The sequence below is a fragment of the Haloarchaeobius litoreus genome (assembly GCF_024495425.1).
Taxonomy (GTDB): Archaea; Halobacteriota; Halobacteria; order Halobacteriales; family Natrialbaceae; genus Haloarchaeobius; species Haloarchaeobius litoreus.
In genome coordinates, this window is the sequence record NZ_JANHJR010000001.1 from 601,423 (window position 1) to 617,727 (window position 16,305).

Here is a 16,305-nt window from a genome sequence, read left to right on the forward strand (position 1 = left end):
CACGGAGACGAATATAGCTGCCTCCAAACGACGCAGGTGACGCCGATGTAACCGGCTCAGCGCCGGCTCCGTCTGCCGTCAGCGCCGGTAGTGTCGCTCCCACTTCGGCACCGACCGCCGGTAGAGCACGACACCGATACCGCCGACGAGGACACCGCCGACGCCGAGTGCGACCAGCAGTTCGGTCGAGACGGGCGCGAGCACGAGCCCTACGACGAGGATGGGAACGAGCACGACGGCGAGCGCGAGCCCGAAGCCGGCGAACAGCACCGTGTCGAACAGGAACTCGTTGGGGTCGAAGCCCGCCAGCGCGACGGTCACGCCGAACAGGTAGAGCGCGAGTCCGACGAGCAGCACGAGCCCGACGACGGCCTCGGGGAGCCGCGCGCCCCGCCAGACGACCGCGAGCAGGAAGTAGCCGACACAGGTCGGGATTCCCAGCACGAGGAACGCACGGAACTTCGCCTGCACGACGTCGGCGATGGAGACGGGGTAGATCTGGTAGCTGGCCACGTCGTCGTACATCGTGATCCAGTTGTAGGTGGTGAACGCCGAGAGCGCGAGGATTGCGCCGAACGAGACGCCGGTCGACGGCTCCAGTCCGGTGATGGTCTCGGCGAGGTCGATGAGCAGCCAGCTCACCGCGAAGAGGATCCCGCCCGAGAACAGCACCTTCGTGACGCCGCCGCTGGAGCGCTGGACGTCGAGCAGCGTCTTCACGGTCAGCCCGTCGGCGTCGAACGGCAGCCGGGCCTGCCAGCGCGGGAACGTCCGGCCGGCGGTCCGGGCGGGCTTCTCGTAGCTGGTGTCGTAGACGGCAATGCCGACGGCCGCGAGCAGCGGAATCGGCGCGAGCGCGACGACGACCTCGGGGACGGTCGCGCCGTCGAACAGCCCGTACGGGGTGAACCGCACGAAGTCGACGCCGGTGGTGTAGGCGAGCCCCCCACCCGCCGCGAGTCCGAGCAGGAGCAGGCGGCCGGACGCCCCGCGCGTCGACAGCCCGATGGCGGCGAACGTGATGGTCACGCCGAGCAGGAACATGGCGGTCGTGGTCGCCCACGCCGTCGGAATCGCGAGCGGGGTGAGGTCACCCGAGACGACCGCCGGCGTGAAGCCGACCGCGATGGGGAGCAGGAAGAGGACGGCGTAGTACACGGCGTCCTTCAGCAGGAAGACGCCGAGCAGCCGGCGCTGGGAGACCGGCAGCGTGCGGGCGCTGAATACCAGCATCGTCACGTCGCCGAGCACGTCGCGCATGGCGTCCTGGCCGACGAATCCGGTCGAGCCGGTACGTAGCCCGAAGAACAGTGCGAGGCCGTGGACCCCCGCCACGACGGCGGCGATGTCGGTGCCGGTCGTCGTCAGCAGGTACACCGCACCCGATGTCAGGAGCGCGACGAAGACGGGGAAGCCGGCGAACCGGCTGCCGCCGAACAGCTCGCTGTGGAGCCGCCACTCCTCGCGGAGCATCTCGACGAACAGCCGCCGGTTGAGGCTAGTCATCGCCCGGGGTCGCCGCCGGTTCGGTCCACTCCTCGTCGCTCCCGACGTTGGCGACGAAGGTGTCGAGCAGCGACTCGTCGGGGTCCATCTCGCCCGGACGCCGGTCCGCGATGAGCCGGCCCTCGTAGACGATGCCGACACGGGTGCAGATCTCCTCGGCGACCTCGATGTGGTGCGTCGAGATGAACAGCGTGTTGCCCCGTTCGCGGTAGTCCTGGAGGTAGCGTTTCACGCGCTCCTGGACGATGGGGTCGAGGTTGGCCAGCGGCTCGTCGATGAACACGACCTCGGGTTCGTGGAGGAACGCCTGGGTTATCATCACCTTCTGCTGCTGGCCCCGCGAGAGGTCCGTGCTCAGGGTGTCGAGCTTCTCGGCGAACGAGAGCCGCTGTGCCCACTGCTCGACGCGCTCGTCGACCACGTCGGACGGGACGTCCCGCACCGTCGCGACGAAGTCGAAGTACTCCCGCGGCGTCATGAAACTCGGCGGTGACTCCTGCTCGGGGAGGATGCCGACGTGTCGGCGGACTCCGACCGGGTCCGCGACCGGGTCGTGGCCCAGCACCGACGCGGTCCCGGAGTCGGGCTGGAGCTGGCCGGTCAGGATACCGATGGTCGTCGTCTTGCCGGCACCGTTCGGGCCGAGCGCCCCGAACAGCTCGCCGGACTCGATGTCGAGCGAGAGGTCCGCGAGCGCGGTGACGTCGCCGTAGGTCTTCCGGAGGTTCTCGGTTCGGATCGCACTCATCAGTCGTCCGATGTGACGTATCGAAAGATAAAGACGGTTCTGCCCGAGGTATTCATCCACTATCTGGCTCTCGCGTCGAGAGAACGGCCGAGGGAACCCCTCGGCTCGCCCGCTCAGTTCGTCCGGCCGCTACGGACCCGCCGTCCGAGCCGCTGGAGCGGTCTCGTCCCGGTGTACAGCTGGACCAGGAGCGAGACGACCATGGCGGCGGAGAACACGAGTGCGACCCCGACCGGCCCCACGTCCGCGAGCAGCGGGACGCCGAGGTCCGCGGCGATGACGGTCGCCATCGCCGCGAGCCCGAGCACCAGATAGTGCTGGTACCACGGCAGTCCCGTGGTGCTCATGACCGTGGTGTAGGGCACGAGTTCGTCCGCGAGGTCGGTGAGCGACACCGACTTCGTGTTCGAATCGTACTCCACGATGTCCAGCCCGTCGAGCTTGGGCAGGTGGGTCTGGTGCAGGGAGGCGTAGACGCTGTCGCGGATGTTCCGCGGCGGCGGAGACTCCCCCGTCTCTTCCGCCGCGATGGACTCCGAGAGCTCGCGGAGCGTCGAGTTCCCCCCATTTCGACGGAGCTCCTTGAGTACGAGTCTGCGACGCTGGTTGCTCAGTACGGAATGTATATCCCCCTCTTCGAGCGCTGTCGCGTTCACAGCGCGTTCGGTACGACTAATCGATGGCGTGCTGATTGACACCTCTCTTCTCCCCCGGTGTGACGAAGGTTACCAACCATAATAGCTCTACGCCCTGCATGGCCAACACGTTTATATACTTACCCCGTTTCTGCGGATGGCCGGAAACGGGTCGTTACCGGTCGGTTGCGCCGGATAACCATCTCTTACGGTTATTTACGTCGGCGACATGCGGGCTACCGTCGCGGTCGGTCGGCGCGACACCCAACAGTTAACCCGGACCCAGACACTGCCTCGGATATGCACGTACTCGTCCCCATCGACGGCTCGGAGCCGAGCGTCCGCGCCCTCTCGTTCGGGATCGACCTGGCGGACCGCTTCGACGGGGAGCTCGACGTGGTCCACATCGGCGATCCGAACGCGGCGGCGACCGAACAGCTGCTCGACCGGACGCGCGAACAGTGCGAGGCGGGCGGCGTCGAGGCGACCATCGAGGCTCGACCGGAGGTCGAGGACGAGTCCCGGCTCCACTACGCGACCAAGATCGGCGGCCAGATACTCGAGCTCGCCGACGAGCGCGGCGTGGACCACATCGTCATGGGCAGCCACGGGCGGTCCGGCCTCGACGAGTACGTCCTCGGGAGCGCGGCCGAGACGGTCCTCGATGCTCAGGAGTACCCGGTGACGGTGGTGCCCTAACCGGATGCTAAACGTCCTGTTGTTCCTCGGAGTCGCAGCCGTGGGAACCGGCGTGACCTGGGTCGGTAGTACCTGGTTAGAGCGGGCGAGCGAGCGCATCGGCATCCACTACGGGCTGCCGCCCGTCGTGCAGGGTGCCATCGTCGCCGCCATCGGCTCCAGCTTCCCCGAGCTGTCGAGCGTGCTCCTCGCCGTACTGGTCCACGGGGAGTTCGAGCTCGGTGTCGCCGCCATCGTCGGCTCGGCGGTGTTCAACATCCTCATCATCCCCGCGGCCGCGGGACTGAGCGGCGAGGTCGGGCTCACCGCCGACCGCGACCTCGTCTACAAAGAGGCGCAGTTCTACATGTTGTCGGTCGCGACGCTGTTCCTCGCGTTCGCGTTCGCTGTCATCTACTACCCGACGGAGACCGGCACGGCGCTCAAGGGGAACATGACCCCGCTGCTCGCGCTCATCCCCCTCGCGCTGTACGGGCTCTACATCTTCAACCAGTACCAGGACACCAACGACTACGACGCCAGTCACCACGAGCGCTCGGCGAACATCGGGCGGCGCTGGCTTGAACTGATAGCCGGTCTGGCGGTCATCCTCGTCGGCGTCGAGATGCTCGTCGTCAGCGCGATCGAACTCGGCAACGCGCTCGGGACGCCCTCGTTCGTCTGGGGGCTGACCGTCATCGCCGCGGGGACGAGCCTCCCCGACACCGTCGTCAGCGTCCAGGCGGCCCGCGGTGGCCGCGACTCCACAAGCCTCGCCAACGTCTTCGGGAGCAACATCTTCGACCTGCTCGTCGCGGTCCCGCTCGGTGTCGTCGTCGGCGGGGCCGTCGAGATAAACTTCTCGCGGGCCGCCCCGATGATGGCCTTCCTCGTGTTCGCGACGGTGGTGCTGTTCACGCTGATGCGGACCGACATGAACGTCTCCGGCAGGGAGGCCTGGCTCCTCCTGGGGCTGTACGCCCTGTTCGTCGTCTGGCTCGTCCTGGAGGAGCTGGGCATCACCACCTTCGTCAAGGGCGGCTGACGAGCGGCGGCACCGGAGACAGCGATTTTCGGTCCGGTCCGCAGTGCGAGCGTGGACGCCGTCGAGTGTTCGACCGTCGTGTACGTGCCCCGCGAGGAGGCGTTCGAGTTCCTGCTGGACTTCGCGAACCACGAGCGCTACCCGGAGCGACGTCCTCCCACCCTCGATTCGCCGGCGGAGACCGGGTCGCTCTTGTGGGTCCGCCTCCTGAGCCGCACCCATGGACGGAGCGCTCGGACCGCCGGCGAAGATGGCCGAGCAGGCCGACGAGCTGACGCCGATGATGCGGCAGTACTTCGAGCTGACCGGGCGCTACGACGACGCGCTCGTGCTGTTCCAGGTCGGCGACTTCTACGAGACGTTCTGCGAGGCCGCCGAGGTCACCTCCCGCATCTGCGAGGTGACGCTGACCAAGCGCGAGGACTCGACGGGCCGCTACCCGATGGCCGGCGTGCCCATCGACAACGCCGAGACGTATATCGAGTCGCTGCTGGAGGCCGGCTACCGCGTCGCGGTCGCCGACCAGGTGCAGGAACCGGAGGACACGACCGGTGTGGTCGACCGCGCCGTGACGCGCGTCGTCACGCCCGGCACGCTCACCGAGGACGAGCTGCTCGCCTCCGCGGACAACAACTTCGTCGCCTGCCTCACCCGGAGTGCGGACCCGGACGACGACCCCGCGACCACCGGCGAGTACGGCTTCGCGGTGCTCGACGTGTCGACGGGCGACTTCTACGCGACCGCCCCGCCGTCGCCCGCCGCCGTCGCCGACGAGGTCGGCCGATTCGACCCCGCCGAGGCCATCGTCGGCCCCGAGGTGGGCACCGACGCCTTCCCGGCCGACTGCATGGTCTCACCGTTCGACAGAACGGCGTTCGACGTCGACGCCGCGGCCGAGACGGTCCGCGAGTACTTCGGCGACCCCGACAGCCTGCTCGCGGGCGAGGCCGAGGTCCGGGCCTGTGGCGCGCTGCTCGCCTACGCGGAGTACGCCCGCGGCGGCGCTGGCGAGCCCGCGACCGACGACTCCGAGGACGCCACCGACCCCGAGGACGGCCACCTCGACTACCTCAACCACCTCACCCGGTACGACCCCCGCGAGTACATGGTGCTCGACCCGACCGCGCTCGCCAGCCTCGAGCTGTTCGAGCGCCGCGCCGTGCGAGGAATCGAGGGCGCGACGCTCGCCGACGTGCTCGACGAGACGGCCTGTGCGATGGGCCGCCGCCGGCTCACCGACTGGCTCCGCCGGCCGCTCGTGGACGAGGAACGGATCGCCGGCCGGCACGACGCCGTCGGCGAGCTCGCCCGCGACCCGGCCACCCGAGAGCAACTCCACGGACTCCTCCGCGACGTCTACGACGTGGAGCGGCTCATCGCCCGCGTCTCCCGCGGCCGGGCCAACGCCCGGGACCTCCGCTCGCTGAAGGACACGCTCGACGTGGTGCCGGAGCTGAAGGCGACCCTCGCCGACGCCGACTGCGACCGCCTCGTCGGCCTCCGCGACGGCCTCGACGAACTCGAAGACGTGCGGGACCTGATCGGCCGTGCCATCCGCCCCGAACCACCCATCGAGGTGACCGAGGGGGGCGTGATTCGGGAGGGCTACGACGACCGGCTGGACGACCTCCGCGAGACGGAGCGCTCGGGCAAGCAGTGGATCGACGAGCTCGAGGCGGGGGAGCGCGAGCGCACCGGCATCGACTCGCTGAAGGTCGGGCACAACCAGGTCCACGGCTACTACATCGAGGTGACGAACCCGAACCTCGATTCGGTCCCCGAGGACTACCAGCGCCGACAGACGCTGAAGAACTCCGAGCGGTTCTATACGCCCGCGCTGAAGGAGCGCGAGGACGAGATCTTCCGCGCCGAACAGCGCGCCGACGACCTGGAGTACGAGCTGTTCCGCGAGGTGCGCGAGACCGTGGCCGCCGAGACCGAGCGCGTCCAGCGCCTCGCGGACCGCGTGGCGGCGCTCGACGTGTTCGTCGCCTTCGCCACGGCCGCCGCGCAGTACGACTACAGCCGTCCCACCTTCGCCGAGGACGGCATCGACATCGAGGCCGGCCGCCACCCGGTCGTCGAGCGCACGCAGGAGTCGTTCGTGCCCAACGACGCCAGCTTCGACCGCGACGAGTTCCTCGCGGTCGTCACCGGCCCGAACATGAGTGGGAAGTCGACGTACATGCGGCAGGTCGCCCTGGTCTGCATCATGGCCCAGGCCGGCAGCTTCGTCCCGGCCGCCGCGGCCGACCTCCGCATCCTCGACCGCGTGTTCACCCGCGTCGGCGCGAGCGACGACATCGCCGGCGGGCAGTCGACGTTCATGGTCGAGATGACCGAGCTCGCCGACATCCTGCGGGAGGCGAGCGAGGACTCGCTCGTCCTGCTCGACGAGGTGGGGCGGGGCACCTCCACGGCTGACGGGCTCGCCATCGCCCGCGCCGTCACCGAGTACGTCCACGACGAGCTCCGGGCGACGACCCTGTTCGCGACGCACCACCACGAGCTGACCGAGACGGCCCGCGAGCTCGACGGCGCGTTCAACCTGCACTTCTCCGCGACGGAGACCGACGACCGGGTCCGGTTCAACCACGAGGTCGGGCGCGGCCCCGCCACGGCGTCCTACGGCGTCGAGGTCGCCCGCGCGGCCGGCGTTCCGCCCTCGGTGCTCGACCGGTCGCGGGAGCTGCTGGCCCGGACGACCGCCGAGGCGGTCCCGAACGGTGGCGTCGACGCTGACGAGACCGAGAGCGACGGAGCCGACCTCGTCGCCGCCGACGCCTCCGCGGTCGCCGACCGCCTCCGCGAGATCACCGTCGCGGACACGACGCCGATGGAGGCGCTGCGGCTCCTCGACGAGCTACAGCGAGAACTGGAGTAGTTCCTAGACGGGGGCCTCGAACTGGTTGTCGCACTCGGGGCAGCGCAGGTACTGCCCGTCCTCCGTCATGAGGAACTGGAGCGTCTCCGACTCCCCACACTCGCGGCACTCCATCGGAACACGGATGTCCTCGCTCGGCTTCGGTGCCCCGAGCGCGATGACGACCGCGACCTCGTCGCCGTCGTTGACGCTCGTCTGGAAGTCGCCCGGCGCGAAGCGGACGACCTCGTGCTCGCCGACCACGAACTCCTCCTCCGGCGTCTGGAACGTCACCTCGCCCTCGACCACGTAGAACACCTCCTCCTGGTCGAAGTGGGCGTGCATCCCACCCGAGAGCGCCTCGCCGGGCTCGATGGCGTAGTAGTTGATGGCGAGGTCCTCGGTGCCGAGGTGCTTCGAGAGCCCCCGGCGGTCGAGGTCGGAGCCGTCCATGAACGCCGGTTCCACGTCGTCGATGTCAACTCTCTCCATGTGCCGGCTTCCGGACGGGAGGGTGAAAAGTCCACCCGTCGCGGCGAGGGCGTCGCTGGCGTCCCGGCCGGGTCTCACTCGCCATCGGACGGCGGCTCGACCGCCGAGAACTCCAGTCCCCGGTCGGCCAGCATCCGGCGTGCCCGCTCGGTGACCGACGGCGCGACGAGGATGCCCCGGACCGTGGCGTCGGCGTGGAGGTCCCGCTCCAGCGCGTCCACGTACCGGGACAGCTGGCCGACGGCGTCCGGGCCGACGCGCTTTCGCTTGAGCTCGACGACGACGACGTTCCCGTCGGCGTCCTCGCCGAAGATGTCGACCGCGCCGGCGGCTGTCCGGCGCTCCGTGACCAGCGGCTGGAACCCCGGCTCGACGAGTTCGGGCGAGTCGAGGATCCGCTGGCGGAGGTCCTCCTCCGAGCCGGTGAGCGAGAGCGTCTCGCCGTCGTCGACCGCGAACGCCGACACCTGCCGGACCGACTCGAACGCGACGACGAGTTCCTCGTCGGGATTCGACCGCGTGCTGACCAGCCGGAGCTCGTCGGTCCCCGAGTCCGCCGCGTCGCCCTCTCCGTGCTCGACGCGCTGCGAGCAGCCCGGCGGCTGCCAGTTCACCGGCTGCTGGCGCTCGTCGGTGTGGACGAGGACGGTTCCGTCGGGTTTCGCCGTGACGTGGCGGTCGCCCGGTCCCAACGTGCTCGACGCGCGGCCGTCGTAGTCGACCGCACACCGGCCGAAGACGGTGAGCAGATCGCCGTGTTCGAGAGCGTCTGCCATCGCCGCCGCCGCCTCGGACAGCGTCGGCTCGACGAGGGTGCGGACGCCGGCTCCCGCTCGCTCGCGTGACACTGCTCTCTTCTCGGTGGCGGCGGTACAAAAGCCGCACGCGTCGCTGTCGGCGGGCGACCCGGAGCCGGCGGGGTCGCGGATCAGGGAGCCAGCAACACCGTTCTCCCCTCGGCGGCCCACTCCCGAATCCGGGTTCGGAGGTGGTCGCGGGCCTCCTCGGGTTCGAGCTTCCCCAGTTCGGACAGGACGCGAACCGTGTCGGCGACGCCGCGGTACCACGCCGAGACCCGCGCCGCGTCGGCCACCGGGTCGGTGCCCCTGCGCAGCGAGACGATCGCGCCGTCGCCCACGGGTTCGGCGTCGTCGAGCGCTCGGCCGAACCAGCACGGCTGGAACGCACCGACATCCCCGGTGCGTGAGACGACGAACAGCGCCTCGTACTCCAGGAAGTCGAACCGCTCCGGGAGCGCGTCGAGCGAGGTGACGGTCCCCCGTGGTTCGGGGTCCACCGGCGGGTCGTTGCCTCCCGGTACGTCGGGGCCCTCGCCCCCGACGACGGCGTCGTGAGCGGCGACCTCCCAGTCTCCGTCGGCTCCGAACGGGTGCTCGGGGCCGATGTCGTCGAACAGAGCGAACCCCAGCGCGCCCCACTGCGAGTGGTGCAGCGAGTACGTCCCGTCGGCGCGGCCGTAGGCTACGAGCGCGCGGTGGCCCATGCTCCTCCTTCTCGTCGTGTGGTCGCCGTCCCCGGTCCAGTCTTTGTACAGCCGTGCGTCCGTCGCATCATCCACTCTGCCCCCGGCTTCCGGTATAAAGGGTGGCCGCGAGGCCCGCGGCCACTCACCGCAGCCGCGGCGCGAGCGCACCCAGCAGCTTGTTCTCGGCGCGCCGGAGGTGCTCCTCGGCGGTGCGGCGGTCCACACCGAGCGCCTCGCCCAGCTCCTCCGTCGTCGCTTCGCGCGGAATCTCGTAGTAGCCGGCCTCGAAGGCGGTGACGAGCGCCTCGCGCTGGCGCGGGCTGAGGTCCGGCAGTAACGTAGAACCCATCAAGCTAAGATCTTAACATATATTCCCTCAATCTCACCATAAGTCTGAAAATATATCAACCGGCATTAAAATAATTAAATACTTTTATATATTATAAATTATATAGATTTAAGTAATACTGGCGGAAAATCCGCGCCGTAACACGAAATAGCCGAAGGCGAGTGTTAGAAGCGATGGGTACTGGTGCAGCGATCGGTGCAGTAACTTCGATAGCTGCGGCCAGTTCAGAGCAGACAAGTAATATCCAGATACGCAAAGAGACTACTCCTGCAACGGCCGTTGATGCACGTCAAGCAGTCCAATCCTCTGCTGGTAGCGAACTACTCTCGATCATTGGTGGGCCAGATTTCGAACTCTCTGAAGCGACAAAAACACAGAGTTACATCGGCGATACGACGGTATCTGAGGCCGTTTCAGTCCCGACTGAAGTGGGGAAAATTCAGGTTATCAACAGTGATTACAGTCCCCAGTTGTCTCATTTAGAAATCAGTGTTGGTACAGACATATACAATAACAATATTAGTATTTCAGAGGATGCAAGAGGTCCTGCCAATGTCGCATCACACATCTATGGGAATTCCGAGGACGGATTCTGGCATATCCGGGAAGCAACTCAAAGAGAGGAAAATCAGGTCACGGATGAAATTGAGTCCGAAAGAACCCCATCGTTAGTTAGCGTCGGTGAAAAAATATCTGGGCCAGATGCGCATAGTTCTCCTGAACATCGTGCAATAATTGATGGAAATATATATTCAACTGATAATGATAAAAACCCAGTATCGAACACCGGCCGGAGTGACGTAGTGGCAAATGGATGTGAAGAAGACGGACTCTGCTGTGCTGCAGATTTGATGCTAGCGTACCCCCACTGCGCCCTCGGCGCTTGGGCCTGTTCCGGAGCGGGTCCAGGCGGGTTAGCGTGTGTAGTCGCATTAGTTAATCTGTGCTTCCCTAGTGCTGCTCTCGTAACAATCTCTGGGTGCTGCGAAGCAGTTTACAATAACTGCCTATAAATGGATGATTAGAGGATGAGGAGAACCGAGTGGCGTTTCGATGCGACAACGTCGATACTGCACCGGGGGCTGGCAGCGCTGATGTTCGCCTCCTTTGGTGGTGTTTCGCTGTTGCTCACATACACCCTGAGTCTGGTCGTACTTGGGAGAGTGGCTGGAATCAACGAGAGACCGTTCTCGGTCGCTGTCATTGTACTGGTCGTCGCCGTCACGTACTGGCTCGGTATCGACGGGCAACTGGAGGGTCTCTGGCCGTTTCGTGACTACAGCGTCCACCTTCCCGTCGTCGCGTCAGTCGTCGGCGCGGTCGGGCTCGCGGCCGCCGCGACCGTCTCGTTCGACGCGCTCGTCGGCTCGTTCCTCCTCGTCTTCGTCCCCTCGGCGCTCCTCCATGGGACCTGCCGGTCGGCAGGTGAGGTGGACCTCGATACCGGCCGTGTCGAGGTGAACGGCCGTCGCACGACGGTCGGGGAGGTCGAGTTCGTTCGGACGATTTCGGTCGGCATCGTGACCGTCGTCCGGTTCGAACCGACGGCGGACGCGGACGCACCGCTGTCGACCCCGTTCGTAGTTCGCCCCGAGACCGCCCGAGAGCTCCGTCAGCTGCTCGAACCCCGGCGCTGAGGGGGACGAAACGCTGTCGGGAGACGACAGCTCACCGCAAGCGCGGCGCGAGCGCACCTAACAGCTTGTTCTCGGCGCGCCGGAGGTGCTCCTCTGCTGTCCGGCGGTCCACGCCCAGCGCCTCGCCGAGATCTTCGGTCGTCGCTTCGCGCGGAATCTCGTAGTAGCCGGCCTCGAAGGCGGTGACGAGCGCCTCGCGCTGGCGGGGGCTGAGGTCCGGGAGGACCGCGTCGAGGTCGACCAGCGGGGAACTGCGGGACGGTCGCGCCCGGTCGTGCTTGGCCTCGACCGTCACGTCGTGGTCTGCGACCACGTCACGGTAGAACCCCGTCAGGTTCGCGGGGTCGAGTGCGAGCACGCGGACGACCTTCGCGCCGCGCTCGTACCGGATCGGCGGGACGAGGAGGCAGTCGTTCGCGGCGACGTAGGGCTCGATGGTGTCGTCGTGGTCGCGGAGGCAGGCCGCGGTGACGAGCAGGAGTTCGTCGTCGTGTGCGACGGCGTCGGAGACGCCGACGGCGTCCTCGACGTGCTCGCGCACGCCCTCGGCGGGGCCGCGCACGTGGAGCAGGTCGCGGTGGTCGTTACACCAGAGCTCGACCGTCGCGTCCGTCCCGGCGGTCGCGAGCGCGTACGGGCTGTCGTCGGCGACGCGGGCGGTGACCTCGTGCATGAGTCGATGTTCGCGGACGATATTTAAAAACACCTCCCATAGCTTGCTATTCTCCCTTCGGTCTGGGCGTCATCTAGCCAGGTATGCAACAGCACGACGACGGCGACGAGGGCGGCCACGACGTCGGCGAGCCGTCCGAGCAGTGGCGGGAGTACCAGGGCGCACCGACCGGCACCGACATTGAGTGCGAGGGGTGGCGACAGGAGGCGGCGCTGCGGATGCTGAACAATAACCTCGACCCCGAGGTCGCGGAGAAGCCCGAGGAGCTGGTCGTCTACGGCGGCACCGGCCGCGCCGCCCGGAGCTGGGACGCCTACGACGCCATCCTGGCCGAACTGCGAGAGCTTGGCGACGACGAGACGCTGCTCGTGCAGTCGGGCAAGCCGGTGGGCGTGTTCCAGACCCGCGAGGAGTCACCGCGCGTGCTCATCGCGAACTCGAACCTCGTCGGGCGGTGGGACAGCTGGGAGCACTTCCACGAGCTGGAGGCGAAGGGCCTCATCATGTACGGGCAGATGACCGCGGGCTCCTGGGCGTACATCGGCACCCAGGGCATCATCCAGGGCACCTACGAGACCCTCGCCGAGCTCGCGCGCCAGCACTACCCCGACAACGACGGCCTGCGCGGGAAGACCGTCGTCACGGCCGGCCTCGGCGGGATGGGCGGCGCACAGCCCCTCGCGGTGACGATGAACCACGGCGTCTGCATCGCCGCCGAGGTCGACGAGGAGCGCATCGACCGCCGAATCGAGACGGGCTACTGCATGGCCAAGACCGACGACCTCGACGAGGCCATCGAGCGCGCCGAGGAGGCAGCAGAAGCTGGCGAGCCGTTCTCCATCGGCGTCCACATGAACGCCGCCGACATGTTCGACGGGCTCAGGGAGCACGGCTGGGTCCCCGACGTCGTCACCGACCAGACCAGCGCCCACGACGAGCTGGAGGGCTACTACCCGTCGGGATACACCGTCGAGGAGGCCGACGAACTGCGCGAGCGCGACCCCGAGACGTACGTGGAGGAGAGCATGGACACGATGGAGCGCCACGTCGACGGCATCCTCCGGCTGCAGGACGAGGGTGCCATCGCGTTCGAGTACGGCAACAACATCCGCGGGCAGGTCGAGGATCACCGGAACCGCGAGGACGCGTTCGACTTCCCCGGCTTCGTCCCGGCGTACATCCGGCCGCTGTTCTGCCGCGGGAAGGGCCCGTTCCGGTGGGCCGCGCTCTCGGGCGACCCCGCGGACATCCACCGCACCGACGAGGCCGTCCTCGAACTGTTCCCCGAGAAGGACCACCTCCGGCGCTGGATCGAGCTCGCACGGGAGCAGGTCCACTTCCAGGGGCTCCCGAGCCGGGTCTGCTGGCTGGGCTACCAGGCCGGCGACGACCCCGATGGCCTCACCGAGCGTGCACGCTTCGCGCTCCGTATCAACGAACTCGTCGCCGACGGCGAGATACAGGCTCCGGTCGTCGTCACCCGGGACCACCTCGACGCTGGCTCCGTCGCCAGCCCGAACCGCGAGACGGAGGCGATGCGCGACGGCTCCGACGCGGTCGCCGACTGGCCAATCCTGAACGCCCTGTTGAACACGGCCGCCGGGGCGGACATCGTCTCCGTCCACGACGGCGGCGGCGTCGGCATCGGCAACTCGCTGCACACGAACAACCACGTCGTCCTCGACGGCAGCGAACAGGCCGCCGAGACCGCGAAGCGGGTGTTCACCACCGACCCCGGCATGGGCGTCGTCCGGCACGCCGACGCGGGCTACGAGGAGGCGCTGGCGGAGGCCCGGGAGTCCGACGTGCGAGTCCCGATGCGGGACCGTGGTGAGTCCAACCGATGACGGCGTTCACAGCCCCACCCGAGTGGTCCGGCACCTCGTCGGACCCGAACGACGAGCAGTTCGGCCACGTCGTCGAGCGGGCGACGCTCTCGTCCGCGAACGAGTTCGACGCGCTCCTCCTCGGTGAACCGTACGACGGTGCGGTCATCGGCCGGCAGGGGGCGGCCGACGGCCCCGACGCCATCCGCGAGTCACTGGCGGGCGTCAAGAGCCACCACTTCGACGCCGGCCCCGTCTCCGGCATCGGTGACCTCGGCGACGTGGCGCTCCCCGCAGCGGGTGGTGTCGAGGCGGTCCAGGACGCGGTCGCGGAGACCACGGCGGCGGTCCACGAGACCGACGCCCTGCCCGTCTTCCTCGGCGGCGACAACTCCCTGACCGTGGCGAACGTCCGACCGCTGCTCGACTCGGGGAGCGTCGGCGTCGTGAACTTCGACGCACACCTCGACTGCCGCGAGCTCCCCGACGACGGCCCGACGAGCGGGACGCCGTACCGCCAGCTGTTCGAGGCCGGCCTCGACGCCTATGCACCGATCGGCGTGCGTCACTTCGAAACGTCCACCGCGTACCACGACTACCTCCGCGAGCGCGGCGGCGAGGTCGTGACGGCGGAGGAGCTCGGCGAGGATGTCGTGGCCGCCGTCGACCGTGCGCTCGACGGGCTCGGCGACGTGGACCACGTCTACGTCTCGGTCGACGTCGACGTGCTCGACGCGACGGCTGCGCCGGGCGCGAGCGCGCCAACCCCCGGCGGACCGACGACCAGAGAGCTGTACCGCGCACTCCGGCTCGTCGCCAGCGACGACCGCGTGGCTGGGTTCGAGGTCGTCGAGACCGCACCGCCGCTGGACGACGACGACGGCCGGACGGTCGACGCGGCGGCCCGCGCCATCGCCCACTTCCTCGCGGGGTGGTCGGCGTGACGGACCTCGTCGTCTACGACATCGCGGAGCTGGCGGTCGGTCCCGGCACGGACGAGCCGATGGAGACCATCGGGAACGCGGCCGTCGCGGTCGATGACGGGGAGGTCGTCGCCGTCGGCGACACCGACGGCGTGACCGACGAGCACCCGCCCTCAGCGGCCGACGCGGCCTACGACGCAGCCGGGCAGGCCGTCCTCCCGGGCTTCGTCGACCCGCACACACACGCGCTGTTCGCGGGGGACCGCTCGGACGAGTTCGAGGCCAAGCTCCGGGGGAAGACCTACCAGGAGCTCCTCGCCGAGGGCGGCGGCATCCTCCGGACGGTCGAGGCGGTCCGGACGGCGGACGAGGACACCCTGCTGGCGAACCTCAGGTCCCACCTCGACGTGATGCTCGAACACGGCACGACGACGGTCGAGGTGAAGTCCGGCTACGGGCTCGACACCGAGACCGAGCTCCGGATGCTCCGGGTCATCGGCCGCGCCGACGAACAGCACCCGGTCGACGTGGTCCCGACGTTCATGGGTGCCCACGCCGTCCCGCAGGGGATGGACACCGACGACTACGTCGACGAGGTGGTCGAGGAGCAGATTCCAGCGGTCGCCGAGCAGGGCATCGCGGAGTTCTGCGACGTGTTCTGCGAGGAGGGCGTGTTCTCCGTCGAACAGTCCCGTCGCGTCCTCGACGCCGGGATGGAGCACGGCCTCACGCCGAAGGTCCACGCCGAGGAACTCGCCCACATCGGCGGGACGGAGCTCGCCGCCGAGGTCGGCGCGACCAGCGCCGACCACCTGCTGCACTCGACCGAGGAGGACGTCGACGCGCTCGTCGACGCCGGCGTCGTCCCCGTCCTGCTCCCCGGCACGGCGTTCGGGCTCGGTGCGGAGTACGCCGACGCCGACGTGCTGCTCGACGTCGGTGCGCCGGTCGCCATCGCGACGGACTTCAACCCGAACTGCCACAGCCACAGCATGGGGTTCGCGCAGTCGCTCGCCTGCGTCGGGATGCGGATGACGCCCGCCGAGGCGCTCCGGGCGAGCACCGTCAACGCGGCTGCGGCGCTGGACCTGCCAGCCCGGCACGGCACGCTCCGCGAGGGCGCACCCGCCGACCTCGTCGTCGTCGACGCGCCGTCGTTCCGACACGTGCCGTACCAGTACGGCGTGAACCTCGTCGAGACCGTCTGGAAGGACGGCGAGCGCGTTCAGGGCTAGCGAACGGGTTCTCGTTCCGTGAGCGACATTGCGGGGAGATTGGTCGGGTGATTCGACCGTGAACATCTCGAAACCCCAGAGCGTCTCGTAACGGATGCTCGGTCGCTCGCGGGCCGCGCGCCGGCGGTGGAAAGTTTACAATATAGGTAAACTACGATGGAAGCGGAGACCGCGGACCGGATCGGTCCCCACGGAGGGATTCCCCACGT

The 16,305-nt window shown here is 68.2% G+C and carries 15 protein-coding genes and 1 pseudogene; 8 read left to right on the forward strand and 8 right to left on the reverse strand.

The annotated features are described in order from the left end of the window. Positions 1–78: 78 nt before the first annotated feature. The 3 genes from NOW55_RS03015 to NOW55_RS03025 all read right to left on the reverse strand — a co-directional run bounded on the left by NOW55_RS03015 (position 79) and on the right by NOW55_RS03025 (position 2,910). Complete coding sequence (locus NOW55_RS03015; RefSeq protein ID WP_256398582.1) at positions 79–1,506, reverse strand: hypothetical protein; 1,428 nt, start codon at positions 1,504–1,506, stop codon at positions 79–81. Next, positions 1,499–2,254, reverse strand: a complete 756-nt coding sequence (locus NOW55_RS03020) for an ABC transporter ATP-binding protein (protein ID WP_256398583.1) — start codon at positions 2,252–2,254, stop codon at positions 1,499–1,501. The genes NOW55_RS03015 and NOW55_RS03020 overlap by 8 nt, the downstream gene beginning before the upstream one ends. A 113-nt stretch (positions 2,255–2,367) precedes the next feature. Beyond that, positions 2,368–2,910: a DUF7344 domain-containing protein gene (locus NOW55_RS03025; RefSeq protein ID WP_256398584.1), complete on the reverse strand. Its 543-nt coding sequence runs from the start codon at positions 2,908–2,910 to the stop codon at positions 2,368–2,370. Positions 2,911–3,189: 279 nt separating this feature from the next. Between NOW55_RS03025 and NOW55_RS03030 the strand changes: the two genes are divergently transcribed. The 3 genes from NOW55_RS03030 to mutS all read left to right on the forward strand — a co-directional run bounded on the left by NOW55_RS03030 (position 3,190) and on the right by mutS (position 7,496). Further along, complete coding sequence (locus tag NOW55_RS03030; protein ID WP_256398585.1) at positions 3,190–3,588, forward strand: universal stress protein; 399 nt, start codon at positions 3,190–3,192, stop codon at positions 3,586–3,588. A gap of 4 nt (positions 3,589–3,592) precedes the next feature. Further along, on the forward strand, positions 3,593–4,612 hold the full coding sequence (locus NOW55_RS03035) for a sodium:calcium antiporter (protein ID WP_256398586.1): 1,020 nt from the start codon (positions 3,593–3,595) through the stop codon (positions 4,610–4,612). Positions 4,613–4,832: 220 nt separating this feature from the next. Then, positions 4,833–7,496: a DNA mismatch repair protein MutS gene (gene mutS / locus NOW55_RS03040; protein ID WP_256398587.1), complete on the forward strand. Its 2,664-nt coding sequence runs from the start codon at positions 4,833–4,835 to the stop codon at positions 7,494–7,496. Between the two features lie 3 nt (positions 7,497–7,499). On the opposite strand, the gene NOW55_RS03045 is transcribed toward mutS, so the two are convergent. The 4 genes and pseudogenes from NOW55_RS03045 to NOW55_RS03060 form a co-directional block, all read right to left on the reverse strand. Next, positions 7,500–7,967, reverse strand: coding sequence for a cupin domain-containing protein (locus NOW55_RS03045; protein WP_256398588.1), 468 nt, complete (start codon positions 7,965–7,967; stop codon positions 7,500–7,502). Between the two features lie 74 nt (positions 7,968–8,041). Next, positions 8,042–8,815 carry an endonuclease NucS gene (gene nucS / locus NOW55_RS03050; RefSeq protein ID WP_256398589.1) on the reverse strand — a complete coding sequence of 258 codons (774 nt, stop codon included), beginning with the start codon at positions 8,813–8,815 and terminating at the stop codon, positions 8,042–8,044. Positions 8,816–8,895: 80 nt separating this feature from the next. Further along, the gene (locus NOW55_RS03055) at positions 8,896–9,546 is read right to left on the reverse strand and encodes a DUF6735 family protein (protein WP_256398590.1); all 651 of its coding nucleotides are present in this window, start codon (positions 9,544–9,546) and stop codon (positions 8,896–8,898) included. Positions 9,547–9,595: 49 nt separating this feature from the next. Beyond that, positions 9,596–9,790: pseudogene (locus tag NOW55_RS03060) on the reverse strand (helix-turn-helix domain-containing protein); the annotation flags it as partial. A gap of 185 nt (positions 9,791–9,975) precedes the next feature. On the opposite strand from NOW55_RS03060, the gene NOW55_RS03065 reads away from it, so the two are divergent. Next, positions 9,976–10,815, forward strand: coding sequence for a hypothetical protein (locus tag NOW55_RS03065; RefSeq protein ID WP_256398591.1), 840 nt, complete (start codon positions 9,976–9,978; stop codon positions 10,813–10,815). A gap of 150 nt (positions 10,816–10,965) precedes the next feature. Continuing rightward, positions 10,966–11,439, forward strand: a complete 474-nt coding sequence (locus NOW55_RS03070; protein ID WP_256398592.1) for a hypothetical protein — start codon at positions 10,966–10,968, stop codon at positions 11,437–11,439. Positions 11,440–11,470: 31 nt separating this feature from the next. Here the strand turns inward: NOW55_RS03070 and NOW55_RS03075 are convergent, their stop codons facing one another. Continuing rightward, positions 11,471–12,112: a helix-turn-helix domain-containing protein gene (locus NOW55_RS03075; RefSeq protein WP_256398593.1), complete on the reverse strand. Its 642-nt coding sequence runs from the start codon at positions 12,110–12,112 to the stop codon at positions 11,471–11,473. A gap of 83 nt (positions 12,113–12,195) precedes the next feature. Between NOW55_RS03075 and hutU the strand changes: the two genes are divergently transcribed. From hutU to hutI, 3 genes are read left to right on the forward strand one after another with little or no spacing between them, the layout of a single operon-like run. Next, positions 12,196–13,959 (forward strand): urocanate hydratase, encoded by a 1,764-nt coding sequence (gene hutU / locus NOW55_RS03080; RefSeq protein ID WP_256398594.1) that lies wholly within the window; start codon positions 12,196–12,198, stop codon positions 13,957–13,959. Further along, positions 13,956–14,882 carry a formimidoylglutamase gene (gene hutG / locus NOW55_RS03085; RefSeq protein ID WP_256398595.1) on the forward strand — a complete coding sequence of 309 codons (927 nt, stop codon included), beginning with the start codon at positions 13,956–13,958 and terminating at the stop codon, positions 14,880–14,882. Before hutU ends, hutG begins: the two co-directional genes overlap by 4 nt. Continuing rightward, the gene (gene hutI / locus NOW55_RS03090) at positions 14,879–16,096 is read left to right on the forward strand and encodes an imidazolonepropionase (protein WP_256398596.1); all 1,218 of its coding nucleotides are present in this window, start codon (positions 14,879–14,881) and stop codon (positions 16,094–16,096) included. Before hutG ends, hutI begins: the two co-directional genes overlap by 4 nt. Positions 16,097–16,305: the final 209 nt, after the last annotated feature.